This is a genomic window from Halorubrum sp. F4 (genome assembly GCF_027257195.1).
Classification (GTDB): Archaea; Halobacteriota; Halobacteria; order Halobacteriales; family Haloferacaceae; genus Halorubrum.
The window spans coordinates 1-21,061 of the sequence record NZ_JAPDFS010000012.1 but is presented as its reverse complement, the minus strand read 5'-3'; the positions used below and the strand labels follow the sequence as shown (position 1 = coordinate 21,061).

Here is a 21,061-nt window from a genome sequence, read left to right as displayed (position 1 = left end):
CGCCGCGACCGACGGGCATCCGATCTTGAGCGTCCTGTTGTATCCGCTGGGGTTCATCTACATCATCATCGGCGGCTACCAGCTGTACACGGAGAACACCCTGCCGCCGGTGGCGTTGACGCTCGAGCGGCTCGCGAGCGTCCCGACGCTTCTGCGCCACTGGGGGATCGTCCTCGCGGGGAACTTCGTCGGCGGCGCGGTCGGCGCGCTCGTGCTCTCGTACGGCGGCGTCTTCTCCGGGGACAGCGTCGACGCGGCCATCTACGTCTCCAGTAGCGGGTTCGACGTCGGGTTCTGGCCGCTCTTCTTCAAGGCCGCCGTCGCGGGACTGATCGTCGCCGGCGTGGTCTGGGTCGGGTTCGCCTCCACGGACTCCGTCACCCGACTGCTCGTCGTCTACCTCGCGTTCCTCGCGATCCCGCTCGGGAACCTCTACCACGTCGTCATCTCGTTCACCGAGGTGATGTACCTGCTGTTCGCCGGGACTCTCGGCGTCTACAGCGGCGGGATCACCCTGTACGACGGGGTGATCGGGTTCGTCCTACCGGTGCTCCTCGGGAACACGATCGGCGGCGTGGTGCTCGTCACCCTGGTCAACTACTTCCAGACCAGCGAGGAGCGGCTCGAGGAGGCGCGTTTCGAGGGAATGAACCGTCGGCTCACCGTGCCCGAGTGGCTGCTCGGCCGGGCCGCGGGGCGGTCGTACGTTCCCATTCTCGACTCCACGGAGGCGACGCTGTTCGCGAGCGAGGGCCACCGGATCATGGTTCCCATCTCGAACCCGCGGACCGACGGACCGATCGTCGAGCTCGCGAGCCGGCTCGCGAGCGACCACGAGGACGGGGTCGTCCACATCGTTCACGTCGTCCAGGCCCCCGAGCGAATGTCGTTGTCGGCGGGGGCGGGGCGGATCGCCGACGTCTCCGAGGAGGGGATGGCGGGACTCCGCGAGACCGCGGAGGAGTACGACGTCGACGTCTCCACCTCGACGGTGGTCTCACACCGCTCCTTCGAGGAGGTGTTCAACATGGCCCGCCGGACCCGCCCGGAGGCGGTGTTGATGGGGTGGGGCGAGGACCAGCTCTGGAACGCCGCCCGCGCGGAGCGCCCGATCGACGAGCTCACGAACCAACTCCCGTGTGACTTCCTCATCCTGAGCGAGACCGACCTGGACACTTCGCGGGTGCTCTTACCCACCTCCGGCGGGCCGGACTCGCGGCTGGGCGCGGAGGTCGCGAGCGTGCTCTCGCGAACCGCCGGTTCCGAGGTGACGCTGCTCCACGTCGTCGACGGCCCGGAGGACCGCGAGCATGGCGAACGGTTCCTCGCGGCGTGGGCCGACGAGAACGACGTTGGCGACGCCGACCGGATCGTCGACGACGGCGGGGATGTCGAGGCGGCGATCGTCCGGGAGGCGAGAGAGCACACGCTCGTGGTCATCGGCGCGACCGAGAAGGGGCTGCTCTCGCGACTGGTTTCGAACTCGCTCCACCTCGACGTGATCCACGACGTGGACTGCTCGGTGCTGCTCGCCGAACGGCCGAGTCGCCGATCGATCTTCGACCGCCTGTTCGGCTCGGGACGGCGGGAGACCGGTCCGCCGAACGGAGCCGTCGAACGCGATCCCGACGGATCGAGCGGGACTGACGTCCGCAGGGACCGTGGCGACGACGCCGAGAGGGTGGATCCCGACGAGGGCGACGACGATCGGGACGACGAGAACGAAGGAGGCAACGACGAGCCGTCGGAGGCCGCGATCGTCACCGATCACGACGACCCCGACGAGGACGACGAGGACGACCGCCCGCCGGAGCCGGCAGTGATCACGGATCACGACGACGGGGACGACGAAGACGACGAAGATGGAAACGACGGTGACGAGGACGAGGACAACGGCAACGAGGAGGGCAGAACGGACTCGAAGTGAACGAACCCGACGCCGTAGGCTCCCCCCGAGACGCGGCTACTCCTCGGGGTCGCGCGTCGGGAGGTCCGGCTCGAAGGCGGCTGCCTCGACGGCCATGTCGAGAACTCGCTCGACGTTCTCCTCTTCGGTGACGCTCATCGTCGCGTCGACCGCCTCGGCGCGCACTGCGTCGAACCGGTCGTGTTTGTTCGCGACGGTGAGAAGCGGGATCGACTCGTCGAAGAGCGCCCGGACCTCCTCGCGGAGCTCGAGCTGGACGTCGAGGGGGTAGCCGCAGTCGCCGGAGGGGTCGAGCACGAAGAGGACGACGTCCGCGAGGTGTTCGAGGGCGCTCACCGCCTGCCGCTCGATGTCGTTGCGCTCGTCCTCGGGCCGGTCGAGCAGCCCGGGCGTGTCGACGATCTGGTAGCGGACGTGGTCGCGCTCGAAGTGGCCGACGTGGACGCCGCGGGTCGTGAACGGGTACTCCGCGATCTCGTTCGACGCGCGGGTGACCCGGTTGACGAACGACGACTTGCCGACGTTGGGGTAGCCGGCGACGACGATCGCGGGCTCGTCGGGTCGGATGTCGGGCAGGTCGCGCAGGTCGTCGCGGGAGTCGCCGATGTACCGGAGGTCGTCCTCGATCTGGTCCATCACGTCCGCCATGCGGGCGAACGCCTGTTTCCGGTGTTTCCGCGCGGCGTCGACGTCGGAGTTACGGATCTTCGTCGTGTACTCGTCGCGGAGCGACTCGATCTGCCGGCTCGCCCACATCACCTGCGAGAGCGCCTGTCGGAGGCGGTCGACGTCGACGATGGCGTCGGCGAGCTCGTAGTAGAACGGGTCGACGTCGAAGCCGAAGTCGGGCCAGGAGACGACCACGTTCTCGAGGTTGTCCGAGAGCACGTTGCCGGCCGTCCGCAGCATCGACTCCTGGGCCTCGTGGCCGCGCTTCGCGCGACCGGCGCGGGCCGCCCGCGAGAACGCCTTGTCGACGAGCTCCTCCGAACGGGGGGTCGTCGGGAGGCCCTCGAATATCATGCCCCGAAATACCCGGCCGAGGCGTATAAGCGCGTCCGTTTCGAGGCCCCGCGACACCACGAGACACGGATCGGGCGGTTGCGGACGGGATCGAGGCCGACCGTCCCGCGTCGCGGGCGCGACGACCATCGCTGTCGCCCGAGTAACTTATTCCAATTACATCGATCGTACCGAGCAACGACGGATCGACGGGAGCCGATGACGACTAAGGTGGTGTGAGATCACGTGACTGAGCGTTTCCGCGTCTCGTTTCGGTATCCAAGAGTTTCCCTTTCCCCTTCGAACGCCGTCGGGATGAAGTTCTCATATCCGGTTTCGTCCGACCACAACCTATTTTGGGATCGGACTCATCGATGTGTCTATGACGATACAACGTCGGGGAGTCCTCACGGCGCTGGGGGCGGGCGCAGTCGCCGGACTCGCCGGCTGTTCGGGACTGGGGGGCGGCGAGGAGGAGAGCGCGGGCGTGACGGGCGAGACGCTCACGCTCACGACCACGACGAGCACGTACGACACGGGGCTACTCGACGAGATCCACGGCGACTTCGAGGGGATGTACGGCGTGACCGTCGACGCGGTCGCTCGGGGGACCGGCGCGGCGCTGGAGTCGGGTCGGAACGGCAACGCCGACGTGGTGATGGTCCACGCCCGCGGGCTCGAGGACGAGTTCATGCGTGAGGGATACGGGATCAACCGGCGCGACCTGATGTTCAACGACTTCGTGATCGTCGGCCCCGAGGACGACCCGGCCGGGATCGAGGGGATGGACTCCGCGACGGAGGCGCTTACCGCCGTCGCCGACGCCGGGGCGGCGTTCGTCTCCCGCGGGGACGACTCCGGAACCCACACCAAGGAGCGCAACCTCTGGGAGGCCGCGGGAACCGAACCCGGCGGCGACTGGTACCAGGAGACCGGGACCGGGATGGGCGAGGCGTTGAACGTCGCCGATCAACAGGGCGCATACACGCTCGCGGACCGGGGAACGTTCATCTCACAGCGGTCGGAGATCGACCTGGCCGTCCTCGTTCAAGGACCGATCGAGGACGGCCCGGAGATCCTGGCGAATCCCTACGGGATCATGGCTGCCAATCCCGGCGTCCACGGGAACGCCAACTACGACCTCGCGATGGCGTACATCGGGTGGATCACGAGCCCCGGAACGCAGAAGGCCATCTCGAGTTATCAGGTGGACGGCGAACAGCTGTTCTTCCCGGAGGCGGTCTCCGAGGACCCGAACTTCGGGCAGTACGTTCCGGAAGGCTGGAGTGGCGACGACGCCGACGCGTGAACATGCCGTTCGAATCGGCTACGCAGGCGATCGTGGCGCTCTCGGCTTCCCCGGCGCTCGTTGACCTCTCGACGCTCCTCGGCTTCCCGACGCTCCTCGACCTCCCGTTCAGGGAGGGGTACGTCTCGAGCATCGTCTACGTCTCGCTGTACGTGAGCCTCGTCGCCGTGACCCTGAGTACGCTCTTCAGCGTCCCGATCGCGGTCGTCCTCGGGCTCACCGACTTCCCGGGCAAGGGGTTCGTGAAGTCGGTGATCAACACGGGGATGGGGTTTCCGAGCGTGGTCGTCGGCCTCGTCGTCCTCTTCGCCGTCTCCAACCAGGGACCGCTCGGGTCGCTGGATCTGGTGTTCACCCGGGAGGCGATGATCATGTCGCAGTTCGTTCTCGCGACGCCGCCGATCACGGCGATCAGTCTCGCGGCCGTCTCCGGGGTCGACCGGGGGGTTCGCGACGCCGCACGCGCGCTCGGCGGGACGCGTCTCGACGTGGCGCTGGTCGTGATCAAGGAGGCCCGATACGGGATCGCGACGGCGATCCTCGCCGGGTTCGGGCGGGCCATCAGCGAGGTGGGATCCGTCCTCATCGTCGGCGGCAACATCACGAGCGCGGACGGGATCTCGAAGACGCGGACGCTGACGACGGCCATCCAGCTCGAGGCCCGTCAGGGACAGTACGAGACCGCGATGGTGCTCGGCGCGGTCCTCGTCGTGCTCGTGTTGGCGGTCAACGCCGTGGTCGTCCGCTTCGGCGACCGGGGGGTTCAGTGATGCTCCGCGCGACCGGCGTCTCGAAGTCGTACGGGGGCGAGACCGTCCTGCGGGAGCTCTCTCTCGACGTCGACGCCGGCGAGATCGTCGCCGTCATCGGCCCGTCCGGCGTCGGGAAAACCACGCTGCTCCGGCTGCTCTCGCTCTCTTCCGAACCCGACGAGGGAAGGGTCACGCTCGACGGAACCGACGCGTGGGCCGTCGACGAGACCGAACGGCTCGCGTTGCGGCGGCGCGTCGGGATGGTCTTTCAGGAGGCGAGCCTCTTCGACGCCTCCGTGGCCCGAAACGTCGAGTACGGCCTCCGCGTCCGCAGGCCGTGGGGCGACCGTCTGCGCGAGGGGCTCCGGTCGGTCGTCGGGGGGAACGGGACCGCCGAGGCAGTCCGGGAGTCGCTCGACGTCGTGGGATTGACGGACGAGACGGACCAGCACGCGGAGTCGCTGTCGGGCGGCGAGGCCCAGCGGGTCTCGTTCGCCCGGGCGCTGGCGGTCGACCCCGACGTCCTGCTGCTCGACGAACCCACGTCGGACCTGGACCCGCGGAACACCGCGGTCATCGAGGAGGCGATGGACGAGGCTCGCGACCGGGGGATCGGCGTCGTCGTCGCGACCCACGACATGCACCAGGCGGAGCGGGTCGCGGACCGCGTCGCGGTGCTGCTCGACGGAGGGATCTCGGAGGTCGGCCCGACCGAGCGGGTGTTCGAGGAGCCACGAGACTCCCGAACACGACGGTTCATCGACGGCGAGTTGGTGTACTGAAGCGGCCACTTTCTCCATCGTCCTCAAAGATCGGAGATCTCTGATGGGCTGCACGAGAGAACCCGACGAGAAAAAGGTGGATATGCAGACTGGATCCATCGGCCGATCCACGATCTAACGGACCGAAAAGACCACTCGTAGATCACCCTACGACACACTCCCCATGGTGCCTTCGCCGATCTAGACGCCGCGGCCCTGGAGCTTCTCCTCCTCGGGGAGCGACTCGTTCGACTGGCCCTTCATCCCCTTGCCGATCCCGCTCGCGATGTCGGCGAGCTCGTCGGGGTCGTCCCAGTTGTTGACGGCCTCGACGATCGCGTTGCCCATCTCGACGGGGTCCTCCGCGCCGAAGATGCCGGAGCCGACGAAGATGCCGTCACAGCCGTGATACATCATGAGCGCGGCGTCCGCGGGCGTCGCGATCCCGCCGGCCGCGAAGTTGACGACCGGGAGCCGGCCGGCCTCGGCGGTCTCGTGGACCAGATCGCGCGGCGCGCCGTGTTCGCGGGCCCACTTCTCGCGCTCCTCGTGGTTGAGCCCCGAGAGCGTCCGGATCTGGTTCTTGATCGTGCGCTGGTGTTTGACCGCCTGGTTGACGTCGCCGGTGCCGGCCTCACCCTTCGTGCGGATCATGGCCGCGCCCTCGCGGATCCGGCGGAGCGCCTCGGGGAGGTTCCGCGCGCCGCAGACGAACGGCGAGGCGAAGTCGCGCTTGTCGGTGTGGTACTCGTCGTCGGCGGGGGTGAGCACCTCCGACTCGTCGATCATGTCGACGCCGAGCGACTCGAGGATCTCCGCCTCCTTGCGGTGACCGATCCGCGACTTCCCCATCACCGGAATGGAGACCTCGTCGATGATCTCGACGACGTTCGCGGGGTCGGGCATCCGGGCGACGCCGCCGCGCTTTCGGATGTCGGCCGGGACGGCCTCGAGCGCCATCACCGCGACCGCGCCGGCGTCCTCCGCGATGCGGGCCTGCTCGCGGGTGACGACGTCCATGATGACGCCGCCCTTCTGCATCCGCGCGAAGCCGCGCTTGACGAGCTCGGTACCCCGCTTCAGCTCCTCCAGATCCGTAGGCTCGGGCATGGCATTCGATAGTATCGCGGGCCACTTAACGGGTCGCTTTCGCCGGAATACCGGCCGTCGGATCCCCGTTTCCGACCCGCTCGGAGACGCGGTCGGTCCGGCCCGTCTCCGGCGTGACGAGGAGTGGTTCGGCGTCGTGACCGCCACCGCAAACTCGAAGTCCGTCGGCCGCGAGGTCTCGCGTATGCCGACCGGTGCCATCATCGCTGGCGGGCGGTCGACGCGCTTCGGCGACGCGGACAAGTCCGTCGCGGAGCTCGCGGGCGTCCCGATGATCCGGCGGGTCGCGAACCGCCTCGCGAGCATCGACGATCCGGTGCCGCCGGGCGCGTCGCGGGCCGCCGGCGGCGACCCGGTCGTCGACGACCTCGTGGTGAACTGCCGACCGGACCAGCGCGACGCGATCGCCGACGCGCTGGAGGGGTATCCGCTCCCGATCCGGTGGGCGCTCGACGACGAGCCGGACCGCGGGCCGCTCGCGGGGATCCGCAACGCCTGCCGGGCCGCCTCCGGCGAATACGCGCTCGTCGTCGCCTGCGACGTCCCGTTCGTCGACCCCTCGTTCGCGGCGACGTTGTTCTCGGACGCGGCCGACGCCGGCGCTGACGCGGCGATCCCACGGCTCGACGACCGGTGGTTTCAAACGACGCAGGCGGTGTACTGCGCCGCCGAGACGGCGGCCGCCTGCGACCGTGCGCTCGCCCGCGGCGACGGCAAGATCCTCGCCGCCGTCGAGGAGTTGTCCGTCGTCCGCGTCGACGACGCGACGATACGCGAGCGGACGACGGAACACACCTTCACGAACGTCAACACCCGGGAGGAGTTCGAGGCGGCGGAGACGCGTCTCGCCGAGTACGTCTGACACGCTCCTTCCCCGGCCGTGCCCCGCTTCAGTTTTCCCTGGCCGTGTCCCCGCTTCAGTCCGTCAGGACATCGTACGCGCGGTTCAGCTCCTTGAACGCCTCCTCGTCGCCGTCCTCGCCGTCGGGGTGGAGCCGTTTGGCCCGCTCGCGGTACGCGGACCGGACGGTCTCGTCGTCCGCGCTCGGATCGAGATCGAGGACCGCGTATGCCTCCCGCACGGACATGCCGTTCGTGGCGGGTGCGCGATCGCGGGGGTCGCGGGTGCCGCCTCCGAACCGGCCGGACCGTGATGCGTCGGCTCCAGTTCGTCCGCCGGGTTCGGCGCGTGACCCGCCCGCTCCGGCGCCGCGATACGCGTCACGGCGGTTCTCCGCGGCGCGGGCGCGCTGTCGGGCGCGATCGCGCTCCGTCGGCCCGAGACGGTCGGCCTCGCGGCGGATCCGCTCGCGGAGCCGGCCGCTGGCGTGGAACCACATGAGGTACGCCGTGACTCCGAACGGGACGGCGACCGCCAACAGCAGGGGGTTGACGACGACGCCGGCGACGACGAGGAGCGCCGTCAGCCCGACGAACGTCGCCGCCAGCCCGACGAGGACGGTGCGGTTCGTCACGGCCGTACTGGGGGTTCCAGAACCGTAAGGCTCCCGGGAGAGGGTCCCCGCTGCCGCCGATCCGTCGGTGTCGTCCACCGGTCCGTTCGCGTCGACCGTCGCCTCCCCGTCGGCCCGTGCCGTGCGTCGCTCGTCTCCCGGCCCGTGTCGTTTATGTTCGCGGGCGACCCGCTTGCGGGTATGTCAACGGCGGACCGGGAGACGGTCACGGGGGTTCCGCCCGGGATCGCGGCGGCCCGCGAGGAGCTCACGCCGATGCTCTCGCAGTACGCGGAGCTGTGTGCCACCCACGAGGACGCCATCGTTCTCTTCCAGGTCGGGGACTTCTACGAGGCGTTCTGCGAGGCGGCCGAGGCTGTCGCGCGCGTGTGCGAGGTGACGCTCACCGAACGGTCCGACTCGACCGGCGACTACCCGATGGCGGGGATCCCGATCGACAACGCCGCCTCCTACCTCGAGGCGCTTTTGGACGCCGGCTACCGCGTCGCGATCGGCGACCAGGTCGAGGACGCCGAGGCGGCCTCCGGGCTCGTCGACCGCGCCGTGACGGAGGTGATCACGCCGGGAACCGTCGTCGAGGACGACCTCCTCGAGTCGGGAACGACCAACTACGTCGCGGCGGTGACGCGCGAGGGACCCGCCGCCGGCGACGACCACGACTCGGCACCGACGCTCGGGCTCGCCGCCGTCGACGTCGCCACCGGGGAGTGTCTCGTCACCGCGGGCGATCCGGGGACGGTCGCCGAGGAGCTCGACCGGATCGCGCCCGCGGAGGTGATCGTCGGACCCGGGATCGATGACTCCGGCCGCGATGATCTCGGCCACGACGACCCCGCCGCCGACCTCGATCGCGCTCCCGTCGGCTTCGATCCGGCAGCCGGCGACCCGGACCGGACGGTCCACGGCCACGACCCCGCCGTCTTCGATCGGTCGGCCGCGCTCGGCCGGCTGGAGCCGTACGTCTCTGCACCGGAACGTCGGTTCGGCGGGGACGCGGAGCTGCGCGCCGCGGGCGCGGTGTTAGCGTACGCGGAGTACACGCAGGGCGACGACGGCCCGCTCGAGTACGTCTCGCGGGTCCGGCGGTACGACCCCCGCGACCGGCTGCGGCTGGACGCGGCGGCCCAGCGTAGCCTCGAACTGTTCGAGAACCGCGGGCTCGGCGCGAGCGACACGCTGTTCGACGTCCTCGACTCGACGAACTGCGCGCTCGGCCGGCGGTGTCTCGAGCGGTGGCTCCGTCGCCCACTCGTCGACGCGGAGGCGATCCGGTCGCGTCACGACGCGGTCGGCGAACTCGCGGACCGGACGCTGGTCCGTGAGGGTATCGGGGACGCGCTCGCGACCGCCTACGACCTCGAGCGGCTCGTCGGCCGGGTCTCTCGCGGCCGCGCGGACGCCCGCGACCTCCGGTCGCTTCACGCCACGCTCGCGGTCGTCCCGGAGCTGAAGGCGACGCTGGCTGCGGGCGGGGACGGCGGGGAGGACGAGGAGGGCGAGGATCTCCTTCGAACCGATCACCTCCGTGCCCTCTCCGACCGGCTCGACGAACTCGCGGAGGTCCGCGAACTGATCGATTCGGCGATCGCGACGGACCCGCCCCAGGAGATCACCGAGGGGGGCGTGATCCGTGCGGGGTTCGACGACGACCTCGACGCCCTGCGGTCGACCGAGCGGGAGGGGCGCGAGTGGATCGCCGACCTGGAGGCGAGCGAGCGCGAGCGCACCGGGATCGACTCGCTGTCGGTCGGCCACAACCAGGTCCACGGCTACTACATCGAGGTGACCGACGCCAACCTCGACCGGGTGCCCGACGACTACCGTCGCCGGCAGACGTTGAAGAACAGCGAGCGCTACTACACGCCTGCGCTGAAGGAGCGGGAAGAGGAGATCGTGGGGGCCGCCGAGCGCGCCGACTCCCTGGAGTACGAGCTGTTCGTCGAGGTCCGCGACCGCGTCGCCGAGGAGACCGAGCGGGTCCAGGCGCTCGCGGACGCGCTCGCCGAGCTGGACGCGCTGGCGTCGCTCGCGTCGGTCGCGGTCGCGAACGACTACGTCCGTCCCGAGGTCGTCGACGACCCCGACGCGGGCATCGAGATCGAGGGCGGCCGCCACCCGGTCGTCGAGCGGACCGAGGACTCGTTCGTCCCGAACGACGCCGACCTCCCCCGCGGATCGATCGCGGTGATCACGGGACCGAACATGAGCGGGAAGTCGACGTACATGCGGGGGGTGGCGCTGTCGGTCGTGCTCGCACAGGTCGGGTCGTTCGTCCCCGCGCAGGCGGCTCGACTCCCGGTCTTCTCCCGGCTGTTCACCCGCGTCGGCGCCTCCGACGACATCGCCGGCGGCCAGTCGACGTTCATGCGCGAGATGAGCGAGCTGACGGAGATCCTCCACGACGCCGGGCCAGACTCGCTCGTCCTGCTGGACGAGGTCGGCCGCGGCACCGCCACCACCGACGGCCGCGCCATCGCCCGCGCGGCGGCGGAGTTCGTCCACGACGAGCTGGGCGCGACCACCTTGTTTGCCACCCACTACCACGACCTCACGGACCTCGCCGCGGAGCGCGAGCGCGCGTTCAACCTCCACTTCACCGCCACCCGCGAGAGCGGGGAGGTGACGTTCCTCCACCGAGTCGTCCCCGGCGCGTCCTCCTCGTCGTACGGGGTCGAGGTGGCCGAACTCGCCGGCGTACCCGCTCCGGTCGTCGAGCGCTCGCGCGACCTCGTCGCCGAGACCGACTCCGACGCGGAGACCGCTCCCGACGCCGAGATCACTTCCGACGCGGAAAACGAATCCGACACCGAAACGAGTCCCGACGCGGAGGACGTCTCGCTCCGCGAGTTCCTCGCGGAGGAGGAGGCCGAGGACCTCCCGGCGATCGAGCCGGCGGACGCTCCCGCTCCCGACTCCGACGCGGAGTCCGGCGTCGAGCAGTCCGGTGACTCGACGGGCGACCTCCCGCCGTCGGTCGCCACGGAGCTGCGCGAGCTGGACCTCGCGCGCACGACCCCGATCGAGGCGTTGAACGCCCTTCACGACCTCCAGAACCGGCTCGAGAACCATGACGGCTGAACGGAAACCCGAGGCGGGGAACGCCGAGAGCGACGCGGACGGTGAGAGTCCCGACCACGTCCGCCGACTCGATCCCGACACGGTCGACCGGATCGCCGCTGGAGAAGTGATCACTCGCCCTGCACGAGTCGTCGCCGAACTGGTCGACAACGCGCTCGACGCTGACGCTTCCCGGGTCGAGATCGCGGTCGACGGCGACGGCACCGACCGGATCCGGGTCGCCGACGACGGTCGCGGGATGGACCGAGCGGACGCTCGGCTCGCGGTCGAGCGGCACGCGACGAGCAAGCTCGCCCCTGACGGCGATCCGGTCGGCGTCGCCTCGCTCGGGTTCCGCGGGGAGGCGCTCGCGGCGGTCGCCGACGCCGCCCGCCTCGAGGTGACGACCAACGACGGCGGCGCGGTCGGAACGCGGGTCGTCGTCGATCCTCGAAATGACGCGAACGAGGAGCCCGAGGTAACCGACGCCGGCCGCGCTCGCGGCACTACCGTCGTCGTCCACGACCTCTTCGCGACCCGACCCGCCCGGCGGGAGTCGCTCGCCGGCACGCGTGCGGAGTTCACGCGGGTCTCCCGACTGATCGCCGACTACGCGCTCGCGAACCCGGACGTCGCCTTCACGCTCGAGCACGACGGGTCGACGACGCTGTCGACGCCGGGAACCGACGTCACGGACGCGCTCTTCGGCGTCTACGACCGGGAGACGGCGAGCCGTTCGACCGAGGTGTCGGCGAGCGTCGCGGTCGACGTCGGCGGGAGCGGAGCAGCGGACGGCGGTGCGGAGGAGACGGCGAACATCGGCGTTTCCGGCGCGCTTGCGTACCCCTCCGTCACCCGATCCGGAAGCGATCACCTCCGGATCTCGGTGAACGGTCGCCCCGTGCGCGACGACCGGCTCGCGGGCGCGGTGCGGGCGGGATACGACCGGCTGCTGCCCGACGGCCGCGAGCCGGTCGCCGCCGTCGACGTCGCGGTTCCGCCCGGACGCGTCGACCCGAACGTCCACCCGGCGAAACGCGAGGTGGGGCTCCGCGACGCCGACGCGGTCGCGGACGCGGTCGAGTCGGTCGTCGCCGACGCGCTCACCGGCGCGGACCTCCGGCGGAAGGCGGACGTCGCCACCGACCTCGAGACCGCGCTCGAGCCGGTCGGCGAGGCGGACGGCTCCCGCGAGGGGACGTTCGCGGACGCGGAGCCGATCGGGACGTTTCGCGACCTCTACGCGCTGGTCGAATCGGGCGACGAATTGCTCGTGATCGATACACACGCCGCCCACGAGCGCGTGAACTACGAGCGGCTCGCCCGCGCGTTCGCGGACGATCCGGTCCCGACCGCCGAGATCGATCCCCCGGCGACGCTGTCGCTGTCGGCCGGGGAGGCCGCGACCGCGGAGGCGCACGCCGAGACGGTCGCCGCGCTCGGGTTCGAAACCGAGCCGTTCGGCGGCGGGACGGTCCGGGTACGGACGGTTCCGGCCCCGTTCGGCTGGACCGCCGATCCGGAAACCCTCCGCGACGTCCTCGCGGCGCTCTCCGGGGGGGAGACGCCGCGTGATGCACGGGAACGGCTCCTGGCCGACCTGGCGTGTCATCCGTCTCTGAAGCGGGGCGACGCGATCGACCGGTCAGCGATCCGTGCGCTGCTCGATCGCCTCGGTGAGTGCGAGCGACCGTTCGCGTGTCCGCACGGCCGCCCGACGGTCCTCTCGATGGACGAGGCGACGTTCACAGCCGGGTTCGAGCGGGACCGGTAGCGGGATCGAGTGGATCCGGTAGCGGGATCGAGCGAGATCGGTAGCCGTCGGGATCGGCGTTCCGTTCGGTGCTCGCTCCGGAACCGTTTTGCCCCGTTCCCTCCTTCCTCGTCTCGTGCCGCTGGAGTCGAACGCACGGATCGTGAGCGAACTCGCCAGCCGCGGGTACAACGCCGAACGCGAGGCGGTAACCCTCCTGGCCGGCGCCGACGACGCCGCCGCGGCGATCGAGGCCGCGGTCGAGGCCGCCCCCGACGACGCGCTCCGGATCACGACCGGACACGTCCGGACGGCTCTCGACGACCACGGACCCACGCGCCAGAGGGGATCGGACGATCCGTCCGAACCCGCCGCTTCGGGCGACGGACCGCCGGTTAGCGACGCCGAATCCGCGGGATCTCCAGTTGAAACGAAGGGGTCAGGGGTGACGGATACGAGCGAACCGACCGCGGACGGGCCGACCGCGGGCACCGTCGCCGCCGAGCGGTCCGCGGACCACGCCGACACCCCTCACGACCGGGATCCGTCCCGCCGCGCTCTCGAGGTCGGCAACGACATGACCGGTCACAGCACGGGAACCGGCGAGTACGCCGACTTCGTCCGGACGTTCCGCGACCGGTACGAGCGGCTTTCCGCCCTCCTGCGCGGCCGCGTCAACCACCGGCCGGCCGAGGCGATCGCGGACATGCCCGGCGGCAGCGACGCCGCGATGATCGGCTTGGTCAACGACGTGCGCTCCACCAAGTCGGGCCACTGGCTGATCGAGCTCGAGGACACCACCGGGACGTTCCCCGCGCTCGTGATGAAGGACAAGGGCCTCGCGGACGTCGTCGACGAGATCCTCATGGACGAGTGTCTCGCGATCGAGGGGACGCTCGCCGACGACTCGGGGATCCTCTTCGCGGACTCGCTCCATTTTCCCGACGTCCCGCGCACGCGCGTCATCGGCGGGGCCGACCGCCACGTCCAGGCCGCGCTGATCTCCGACGTCCACGTCGGGAGCCAGGAGTTCATCGCCGACGCCTGGAGCCGATTCACCGACTGGCTCCACACGCCCGAGGCCGAGCCGGTCGAGTATCTGCTCCTCGCGGGTGACATGGTCGAGGGCGTCGGCGTGTATCCCGACCAGGACGAGGAACTCGACGTCGTCGACATCTACGAGCAGTACGAGCTGTTCGCGGAGTACCTCAAGGAGGTTCCGGCCGACACGGAGATCGTGATGATCCCCGGCAACCACGACGCCGTCCGGCTCGCGGAGCCTCAGCCCGGGTTCTCAGAGGAGATCCGCTCCATCATGGACGTCCACGACGCGCGGATCGTCTCGAACCCCGCGACGGTCTCCGTCGAGGGCGTCGACGTGCTGATGTATCACGGCGTCTCGCTCGACGAGGTCATCGCCGAACTCCCCGAGGAGAAGGCCAGCTACGACGAGCCCCACAAGGCGATGTACCAGCTCCTCAAGAAGCGACACGTCGCCCCGCAGTTCGGCGGGCACACCCGCGTGGCCCCCGAGGAGCGCGACTACCTCGTGATCGACGACGTGCCGGACGTGTTCCACACCGGCCACGTCCACAAGCTCGGCTGGGGGAAGTACCACGACGTGCTCGCGGTCAACTCCGGCTGCTGGCAGGCACAGACCGACTTCCAGAAGTCCGTCAACATCGATCCCGACGCCGGCTACGCGCCGATCCTCGACCTCGATACCCTCGAGATGACCGTCCGGAAGTTCACCTAGTCCCCCGTTCCCGAGCTTTATCCACGATGCCGCGGCCACCCCCGACGTGACCTGACCGCCGCCCGCGGCGAACTCGATGGAGCGCGACGCCCCGCCGCGGGACCCGATCCTCTCCGACGAACCGCGTCGCCTGTTCGCCATGCCGCCTCATCACGCGGCTCGACGTATCCTCGCCATCCGACTCGACCGTCCCTCACCGCCCGATACGCGGTTCCCTCGCCGCTCAACGGTCGATCTCGACGCGTCCGCTCGTCGCGTCGTTGAGCCGCTCGCGTAGCGCCTCGACGTCCGCTACCGGCACGCGCAGCTCGAAGAGGACCCGCTCGTCGTAGTCGGCGTCGAACTCGACGCCCGTGGACTCGATCACGCCCCGGACCGTTCCGGAGTCGTCGTAGTCGGTCGACACGACCAACCGCCGGTGCGGCCGCTCCTCGACCACCCCTGCCTCGTCGACCGCGTCCTTGACCGCCCGGGAGTACGCGCGGGCGAGTCCGCCCACCCCGAGGTTCGTCCCGCCGTAGTACCGCGTGACCACGCCAACGACGTTCCGAACGTCCCGCTTCTGGAGGACGTTCAGCGCCGGCTTCCCGGCCGAGCCGCTCGGCTCGCCGTCGTCGTCGGCGTACTCCCGGAGCATCACGCTCGTCCCGGGCGATCGCTCGGACGCCTCGCCCGCGGGCACCCGGTAGGCCGGAACGTTGTGGGTCGCGTCCGCGTACTCGGCCCTGACGGCCTCGACGAACGCCTCGGCCTCCTCGACGGTGTCCGCGGGCGCGACGTGGCCGAGGAACTCCGAGCCGCGGACCTCGAACGTCGCCGTCGCCCGTCCCGCGACCGTGCGGTAGGTGTCGCTCACTACCCGTCGATCCGGGGCTCGGCTAATAAGACGTGTCGGTCACTCGTCGTCCGGCTCGCCGCCTTCCGGCCCGTCGCCTTCCACCTCGTCGCCCGTTCGACGTGCCACGACGACGCTCGTCGGCGGCGCGAGCCGATAGAGCGCCAGGAACGCGACCGTGCCGACGACTTCGGCCGTCTTCCCGACGATCGCCAGCGGATCGGCCGCGAGCGCCGCGACCGTCGCTCCGCCGTGCCAGGCGACGTATCCGACGGGATACGCGGTGAGCGTGCCCGCGCCGAGTGCGTACAGCCGCCGGTACTCGTCGGCGCGAAGCGTCGCGGCCGCGACGACCACGGTGAAGGCGGCCGCGAGGACGAAGAGGTACGGCCGCGGGTCGTTCGGCTCGGCCAGCCGCGGCCACGCCCACAGCAGGTGGACCGCCGCGCTCACTGCGGCCGCCTGGACGGCCACGATCCGGAGAACCCGCTTGCGGCCGTTTTCCGCTGAACGCCCGGATGCGGCCGTCCGATGTCCGTCTTCCGCCATCCGATCACTCCCAGGGATGGCGGCCGGAGGCGTCGGGCCACAAGGGGTACCAGTAGGACTCGTCGTCCTCGAGTCCCAGTTCGCCGTCGAGGACGGACTGGAGTTTGAACTCGACGCGCTGGTTCCGGTCGCCCGTCCCGTCGGGCGCGAACGGGTAGTACGCCCCACGTCGGAACGAGTAGATCCAGTACGCCCGGCCGTCGTCCCGCTCGAATCCGAAGACGGCCGCGAGGAGCCGCGAGCCGAACCCTTCCTCCATGAACTGGTCGGCCGCGAAGTGGACGCTCGTCACGAGGTCCTCGGGATCGTCGTCCTCGAGGACGAACCAGTGGTAGCCGTGGTCGTCCTCGTGGCGGTGAAAGCCCGTTCCGGTCTCGATCTCGCCGGCCGCGAGGATCTCCTCGACCATCGAGACGGCGTCGTCGAAGCGGGTGCTGTCGACTCCGGAGAAACACAACGCGGCCTCGCCGACGTGGTCGTAGCCGAGGTCCGCCTCCATCGTCACGTACGCCGTCGACATCCCGAAGAGGTCCTCGGGGTCGGCCTCGCGGGTCGCGTCCGTCTCGGCGCTGGTCCCGAGCACGGCGCGGATCGTATCGAAGATTCCCATCGGTTGGCGCCCCCTAGGTGACGGGGGGTTTAGGGCGTTTCTCCCCGGTCTAAGAACGCCAGGACGCCGCGGGCGTTCAGGTTCGCCTCGGCGCGGGCGCGCTCGGGGTTCCAGAACTCGATGTCGGTGCTCGTCTCCTCGAAGTGCTCGACGACCGCCTCGTCGTCGGCCAACTCCTCGCGTTTGGCGCGGACCGCCTCGACCCACTCGACGTACGCCCGCTTCGCCTCCTCGATCAGCCCACGGTCGTACTCGCGCGGACCGAAGTGGCCGAAACAGAGGTGTTCCGGGTCCAGATCGGCGATCGCCTCGAGATCGCGGAGACACTGGTCGAGGTCGAACTGCGGCGGCGGCGACGTCTGGCGGACCTCGTCGACGTCGGGCACGTAGATCCCCGCCGCGTCCGCGGTGAACACGACGCCCGCGTCGGGGTCGTGATACACCGCGTGGTGGGGGGCGTGCCCGGGAGCCTCGTGGACGACGAGTTCGCGGTCGCCGAGATCGATCCGGTCACCGTCCGCGAGTCCCGCGATCCGATCCTCGGGGACGGGTTCGGGCTCGTCGTAGTACTGCCACTGGTCGCGGACCGCCGACTTCGTCCCGGCGACGAGCGCCTCCGGATCGACGAGGTGTCGCACTCCCCGCTCGGGGAGCGCGACCTCGGCGTTCGGGTACCGCGCCGCCAGGTGTCCGGCTCCTCCAGCGTGGTCGAGGTGGGCGTGCGTCGGGAGGATCCACGCGAGCTCCTCCCGGCCGATCCCGACCGAGTCGATCGTCTCGAACAGCGCCTCGCGGTTCGCCCCCGTACCGGTGTCGATCACGGCGGGGCGCTCGGCGTCGTACACGTACACCGATCCGTACCCGTCGGTGTCGAACATCCCCGTGTCGTGGAAATAGAGGTCCGGCACGCCGCGTACCGGTTCGAACTCGCCAGCGTTCATACCCATCCGCCGACGGCCAGGGTCTTTTAGGGATCGGTTGTCGTCATTCCCGTCGACGACTCCCGATCCGCTCCGGTCTTTCGACGCGTACGGGGGCTTATGGTCGCGGCGGCCCTCCACTCGGTATGCGCGTTCTCGTTACCGGCGCGACCGGGTTCGTCGGACGCCGGCTCGTCCCGGCGCTGCTCGACCGCGGCCACGAGGTCGTCACTCTCGTCCGTGACGCCGACGGTTACACCCCGCCGGAGGACGTCGACGTCGTCGAAGGGGACCTGCTGGAGTCGGAGACCCTCCCGCCGGCGCTCCGGATCGACGGCGAGCCCGTCGACGCCGCCTACTACCTCGTTCACTCGATGGACGGCGGCCCCGGCTACGAGGAACGGGACCGGAACTGCGCGCGCAACTTCGCCGACGCGGCGTCCGCCGCCGGAGTCTCCCGGGTCGTTTACCTCGGTGGACTCGGCGAGGACCGCGACGGTCTCTCCGAGCATCTCCGATCGCGCCGCGAGGTCGAGCGCGTCCTCGCGGGGGGGTCGTACGCGTTGACGACGCTGCGGGCCGCGATCGTGATCGGCGCGGGCAGCGCCAGCTTCGAGGTGATCCGCGGGCTCGCGGGTCGGCTCCCGGTGATGGTCACGCCCAAGTGGGTCGACACGCTCTGTCAGCCGATCGCGATCGACGACGTGGTGGCGTACCTCGCGGGAACGCTCGAAGTCCCCGAAACTGCCGGTGAAACCTACGAGATCGGCGGTCCGGAGGTGCTGACGTACGCGGAGATCCTCCGGCGGACCCGGCGGCAGTTCGGTCACGACCTCCGGATCGTTCGGATGCCCGTGTTGAGTCCGGGGTTGTCCGCCCGGTGGCTCCGGCTCGTCACCGACGTGGACCCGTATCTCGCCCGCTCGCTCGTCGAGGGGCTCCGCAACACGGTCGTCGTCGAGGACGACCGGCTCCGCGATCTGGTCCCCGTCGAACTGACCCCGTTCGATCTCGCCGTCGCCCGCGCGCTCGATGGAGAGGACGATGCGGGAGGAGCCGTCGTCCCCGGGACGGGGGCGTCTCCGTGAGTCGTCACTACGGAGAGACGTGGGTGTACGAGAGCCTCGTCGGCGGAATTCCCGGGCTCTCGATCTCGCGACGGGCCGCCGTCGCCGTCCAGTTCGCCCTCTTCGAGGCGGCCGTCCTCGTTCTCGGCTGGTACTACGGGCTGTGGAACGCGGTCATCGCCGGGACGGTCGCGGTGGTCGTGGCGGCGATCGGCAGCGTCGAGATGCACCGGCTCGGCGCGAAGAGCCGGCTGCTGTCGACGCCGGCGGAGCACAAGCGGTTGCTGTTCGGATCGAGCATCGAGATCGTGTTGGGCGTGCTCGCGTTCATCGCGCTCGTGACGTACCTCTTCGTCTGGGACGGGGCGCTGCTCGAACGGCTGTTCGGCGTGCGTCCGCCCGCACCGGTCGTGTACGTCACCCTGCTCGTCCTCTGGGATCTCACCTACCGGATCGGCACCTCCTGGTGGAGCGCGGTCGTCGCGCTCTGGCGGGCCGTCCACGTCGAACTGTCCGCGGAGGACGCCGCGATCGCTCGCCGTCTCGACGCGGAGAACGTCGCCTTCTCGGCGATACAGCTGGGACTGGTTCCGTTCCTCCTCGAGGAGCCGATCCTGCTCGGCGCGGTCGTCGGCCACGTTCTCGCCGTTGCGCTCGTCTGTTCCGCGGCGATCCTCCTCACCGGGAGCTGACCGTCGAGCGAACATCCTGAAAAAGCCGATCTCGTTACTCTCCTTTCATCTCCTGGAACTTGTCGAGGAGTGCCTCCGCGGAGTCGCCGGAGTCGTACGTGAGCGAGCCCGAATACTCCGGTCGCTCGGCATCGAAATCGGCGTCAACCGCGCTCGTCTTCTGCTCACGACGCTCGTGTTCCGCCTCATCGTAGGCACCCATTGACATGGTACGCCTTCACTTAGCAACTCCCGTACATATACCTGTCGGCGGATCCACTTTCGTTTCATATGACTGTTATTTATCGGCCAGTCTCCACGGTTTCGGTCGGTCCACCGGAAACCCTTAGCCGAGCCACGCGGTAGCGGGAACGTGGCACAACCGCTCCGATTCAGGCGCGCACCCGGCCGGTGGGACGGAAACCGGGTTCGTTCGCGGATCGAACGCCCGCTCGACGAGAACCTCGGCGCGACCGCGAGCGACCCGTGGTTCAAGCCGCCCGGACGCTACGAGGCCCGGCGGTTCGACATGGGGGACGGGTCGTGGGCGCTGTTCTGTTGGACGGACGACGATCCCGACCCGCCCGCGGGCGCGAACGGCGGGCGGGTCGGCTACTGGCTCGGCAACACGGAGACGCCGAGCGACCTCTGGCGGACGGAGAAGTACGGCTTCGACGAGGTACCCTATCCAGTCGCGCGGTGGGCGCAACGCGAACTGCTCGCCGGCCTTCACGACGACGAGCTGTGGCTCGCGGACTACCCGCACGTCTCGTGGTTCTTCCTGCCGGTGTTCTGCTCGAAGGACGGCGCGGAGACGACCCGGGCGTTCTTCCGCGACCACGCGGCCGGCTTTCCCGACGCGACCCGCGAGGCGGGGACCGGCTACGTCGAAGACCTGCTCCGGCCGGGGATCCTCGACGAGTACCGCGAGACGATGGCGGGCAAGCTCGGCACGTCGACCTCGATGGACCTCGTTCGCATGAGCGCGACCATCGCGGAGTTCACGGCCGCGAAGCTCATCTCCGAGGCCGGCTACGAGATCACGCCCGAGATCGAGGTGACGACGGGCCACTCGCTCGACTTCCGCGCGACCGATCCCGACACGGGAACCGCCTCGCTCGTCGAGGTCACTCGACCGCAGCCGGTCGCGACCCGCTCGGCGAGCGATCCCGTCGCCGCCGTCCGCGACACCGTCGAGACCAAGACCAGCGGCCAGCTGGAGGCACACGGCGGCGGCGCGACGCTGTTCGTCGACTGCTCGTCGTTCCCCGACGACGACTGGGCCGCGGTCCGCACCGCGCGTCCGGACGTCCGCCACCGACCCGCGGTCGTCCTCCGTGCCCGACCGAACGGCGGGATCGAGGCCTACCGGAAGGGGTCGGTGCCGCTCGACCTCTCTCCGGCCGTCGAGTGGATCGACTGAACTCCACCTTTTTCTCGTCCTCAGAAATCGGAGATTTCTGATGGGCTGCACGAGAGCTCCGCTCTCGTGAACGTCGGGTTCCCT

Annotated in this window: 19 protein-coding genes; 11 read left to right on the top strand and 8 right to left on the bottom strand. The window is 69.9% G+C overall.

What is annotated here, in order from left to right:
• A partial coding sequence (locus tag OKW78_RS15055; RefSeq protein WP_281195883.1) for a formate/nitrite transporter family protein occupies nucleotides 1–1,927 on the top strand: 1,927 nt, incomplete at its 5' end.
• A gap of 36 nt (nucleotides 1,928–1,963) precedes the next feature.
• On the opposite strand, the gene OKW78_RS15050 is transcribed toward OKW78_RS15055, so the two are convergent.
• Nucleotides 1,964–2,950, bottom strand: a complete 987-nt coding sequence (locus tag OKW78_RS15050; RefSeq protein ID WP_281195882.1) for a GTPase — start codon at nucleotides 2,948–2,950, stop codon at nucleotides 1,964–1,966.
• Nucleotides 2,951–3,311: 361 nt separating this feature from the next.
• On the opposite strand from OKW78_RS15050, the gene OKW78_RS15045 reads away from it, so the two are divergent.
• From OKW78_RS15045 to OKW78_RS15035, 3 genes are read left to right on the top strand one after another with little or no spacing between them, the layout of a single operon-like run.
• On the top strand, nucleotides 3,312–4,238 hold the full coding sequence (locus OKW78_RS15045) for a substrate-binding domain-containing protein (RefSeq protein ID WP_281195881.1): 927 nt from the start codon (nucleotides 3,312–3,314) through the stop codon (nucleotides 4,236–4,238).
• 2 nt (nucleotides 4,239–4,240) lie between these two features.
• Nucleotides 4,241–5,008, top strand: a complete 768-nt coding sequence (locus OKW78_RS15040; protein ID WP_281195880.1) for an ABC transporter permease — start codon at nucleotides 4,241–4,243, stop codon at nucleotides 5,006–5,008.
• On the top strand, nucleotides 5,008–5,772 hold the full coding sequence (locus tag OKW78_RS15035; RefSeq protein WP_281195879.1) for a phosphate ABC transporter ATP-binding protein: 765 nt from the start codon (nucleotides 5,008–5,010) through the stop codon (nucleotides 5,770–5,772). Before OKW78_RS15040 ends, OKW78_RS15035 begins: the two co-directional genes overlap by 1 nt.
• 180 nt (nucleotides 5,773–5,952) lie before the next feature.
• On the opposite strand, the gene pdxS is transcribed toward OKW78_RS15035, so the two are convergent.
• Nucleotides 5,953–6,861 carry a pyridoxal 5'-phosphate synthase lyase subunit PdxS gene (gene pdxS / locus OKW78_RS15030; protein WP_281195878.1) on the bottom strand — a complete coding sequence of 303 codons (909 nt, stop codon included), beginning with the start codon at nucleotides 6,859–6,861 and terminating at the stop codon, nucleotides 5,953–5,955.
• A 184-nt stretch (nucleotides 6,862–7,045) separates the two neighbouring features.
• Here pdxS and OKW78_RS15025 point away from each other — a divergent pair, with 184 nt between their 5' ends.
• On the top strand, nucleotides 7,046–7,723 hold the full coding sequence (locus OKW78_RS15025) for a molybdenum cofactor guanylyltransferase (RefSeq protein WP_281195877.1): 678 nt from the start codon (nucleotides 7,046–7,048) through the stop codon (nucleotides 7,721–7,723).
• Between the two features lie 55 nt (nucleotides 7,724–7,778).
• On the opposite strand, the gene OKW78_RS15020 is transcribed toward OKW78_RS15025, so the two are convergent.
• On the bottom strand, nucleotides 7,779–8,336 hold the full coding sequence (locus OKW78_RS15020) for a J domain-containing protein (RefSeq protein WP_281195876.1): 558 nt from the start codon (nucleotides 8,334–8,336) through the stop codon (nucleotides 7,779–7,781).
• A 180-nt stretch (nucleotides 8,337–8,516) separates the two neighbouring features.
• On the opposite strand from OKW78_RS15020, the gene mutS reads away from it, so the two are divergent.
• The 3 genes from mutS (at nucleotide 8,517) to OKW78_RS15005 (ending at nucleotide 14,902) form a co-directional block, all read left to right on the top strand.
• Nucleotides 8,517–11,414, top strand: a complete 2,898-nt coding sequence (mutS, locus tag OKW78_RS15015) for a DNA mismatch repair protein MutS (protein WP_281195875.1) — start codon at nucleotides 8,517–8,519, stop codon at nucleotides 11,412–11,414.
• The gene (gene mutL, locus OKW78_RS15010; protein ID WP_281195874.1) at nucleotides 11,404–13,167 is read left to right on the top strand and encodes a DNA mismatch repair endonuclease MutL; all 1,764 of its coding nucleotides are present in this window, start codon (nucleotides 11,404–11,406) and stop codon (nucleotides 13,165–13,167) included. Before mutS ends, mutL begins: the two co-directional genes overlap by 11 nt.
• A gap of 115 nt (nucleotides 13,168–13,282) precedes the next feature.
• On the top strand, nucleotides 13,283–14,902 hold the full coding sequence (locus tag OKW78_RS15005; RefSeq protein ID WP_281195873.1) for a DNA-directed DNA polymerase II small subunit: 1,620 nt from the start codon (nucleotides 13,283–13,285) through the stop codon (nucleotides 14,900–14,902).
• A 223-nt stretch (nucleotides 14,903–15,125) separates the two neighbouring features.
• Here OKW78_RS15005 and OKW78_RS15000 read toward each other — a convergent pair whose 3' ends face one another.
• From OKW78_RS15000 to OKW78_RS14985, 4 genes are read right to left on the bottom strand one after another with little or no spacing between them, the layout of a single operon-like run.
• Nucleotides 15,126–15,758, bottom strand: coding sequence for a YigZ family protein (locus tag OKW78_RS15000; RefSeq protein WP_281195872.1), 633 nt, complete (start codon nucleotides 15,756–15,758; stop codon nucleotides 15,126–15,128).
• 39 nt (nucleotides 15,759–15,797) lie between these two features.
• On the bottom strand, nucleotides 15,798–16,286 hold the full coding sequence (locus tag OKW78_RS14995; protein WP_281195871.1) for a hypothetical protein: 489 nt from the start codon (nucleotides 16,284–16,286) through the stop codon (nucleotides 15,798–15,800).
• A gap of 4 nt (nucleotides 16,287–16,290) precedes the next feature.
• Nucleotides 16,291–16,896 carry a hypothetical protein gene (locus tag OKW78_RS14990; RefSeq protein ID WP_281195870.1) on the bottom strand — a complete coding sequence of 202 codons (606 nt, stop codon included), beginning with the start codon at nucleotides 16,894–16,896 and terminating at the stop codon, nucleotides 16,291–16,293.
• Between the two features lie 29 nt (nucleotides 16,897–16,925).
• On the bottom strand, nucleotides 16,926–17,837 hold the full coding sequence (locus OKW78_RS14985; RefSeq protein ID WP_281195869.1) for an MBL fold metallo-hydrolase: 912 nt from the start codon (nucleotides 17,835–17,837) through the stop codon (nucleotides 16,926–16,928).
• A gap of 125 nt (nucleotides 17,838–17,962) precedes the next feature.
• Here OKW78_RS14985 and OKW78_RS14980 point away from each other — a divergent pair, with 125 nt between their 5' ends.
• Together OKW78_RS14980 and OKW78_RS14975 are read left to right on the top strand one after the other, a co-directional pair.
• Entirely contained in the window at nucleotides 17,963–18,904 is a 942-nt protein-coding gene (locus tag OKW78_RS14980; RefSeq protein ID WP_281195868.1) for an NAD(P)H-binding protein, read from the top strand.
• Entirely contained in the window at nucleotides 18,901–19,575 is a 675-nt protein-coding gene (locus tag OKW78_RS14975) for a hypothetical protein (RefSeq protein WP_281195867.1), read from the top strand. The genes OKW78_RS14980 and OKW78_RS14975 overlap by 4 nt, the downstream gene beginning before the upstream one ends.
• A gap of 34 nt (nucleotides 19,576–19,609) precedes the next feature.
• Here OKW78_RS14975 and OKW78_RS14970 read toward each other — a convergent pair whose 3' ends face one another.
• Complete coding sequence (locus OKW78_RS14970; protein ID WP_221929814.1) at nucleotides 19,610–19,777, bottom strand: DUF5786 family protein; 168 nt, start codon at nucleotides 19,775–19,777, stop codon at nucleotides 19,610–19,612.
• A 150-nt stretch (nucleotides 19,778–19,927) separates the two neighbouring features.
• On the opposite strand from OKW78_RS14970, the gene OKW78_RS14965 reads away from it, so the two are divergent.
• On the top strand, nucleotides 19,928–20,977 hold the full coding sequence (locus OKW78_RS14965; RefSeq protein WP_281195866.1) for a DUF5784 family protein: 1,050 nt from the start codon (nucleotides 19,928–19,930) through the stop codon (nucleotides 20,975–20,977).
• Nucleotides 20,978–21,061 lie beyond the last annotated feature (84 nt).

Excerpts from the sequence above, each read along its gene's own strand:
- OKW78_RS15050 (WP_281195882.1), bottom strand. The coding sequence starts at position 2,950 with ATGATATTCGAGGGCCTCCCGACGACCCCCCGTTCGGAGGAGCTCGTC.
- OKW78_RS15045 (WP_281195881.1), top strand. The coding sequence starts at position 3,312 with ATGACGATACAACGTCGGGGAGTCCTCACGGCGCTGGGGGCGGGCGCA.
- OKW78_RS15040 (WP_281195880.1), top strand. The coding sequence starts at position 4,241 with ATGCCGTTCGAATCGGCTACGCAGGCGATCGTGGCGCTCTCGGCTTCC.
- OKW78_RS15035 (WP_281195879.1), top strand. The coding sequence starts at position 5,008 with ATGCTCCGCGCGACCGGCGTCTCGAAGTCGTACGGGGGCGAGACCGTC.
- pdxS (WP_281195878.1), bottom strand. The coding sequence starts at position 6,861 with ATGCCCGAGCCTACGGATCTGGAGGAGCTGAAGCGGGGTACCGAGCTC.
- OKW78_RS15025 (WP_281195877.1), top strand. The coding sequence starts at position 7,046 with ATGCCGACCGGTGCCATCATCGCTGGCGGGCGGTCGACGCGCTTCGGC.
- mutS (WP_281195875.1), top strand. The coding sequence starts at position 8,517 with ATGTCAACGGCGGACCGGGAGACGGTCACGGGGGTTCCGCCCGGGATC.
- mutL (WP_281195874.1), top strand. The coding sequence starts at position 11,404 with ATGACGGCTGAACGGAAACCCGAGGCGGGGAACGCCGAGAGCGACGCG.
- OKW78_RS14995 (WP_281195871.1), bottom strand. The coding sequence starts at position 16,286 with ATGGCGGAAGACGGACATCGGACGGCCGCATCCGGGCGTTCAGCGGAA.
- OKW78_RS14990 (WP_281195870.1), bottom strand. The coding sequence starts at position 16,896 with ATGGGAATCTTCGATACGATCCGCGCCGTGCTCGGGACCAGCGCCGAG.
- OKW78_RS14985 (WP_281195869.1), bottom strand. The coding sequence starts at position 17,837 with ATGAACGCTGGCGAGTTCGAACCGGTACGCGGCGTGCCGGACCTCTAT.
- OKW78_RS14980 (WP_281195868.1), top strand. The coding sequence starts at position 17,963 with ATGCGCGTTCTCGTTACCGGCGCGACCGGGTTCGTCGGACGCCGGCTC.
- OKW78_RS14970 (WP_221929814.1), bottom strand. The coding sequence starts at position 19,777 with ATGGGTGCCTACGATGAGGCGGAACACGAGCGTCGTGAGCAGAAGACG.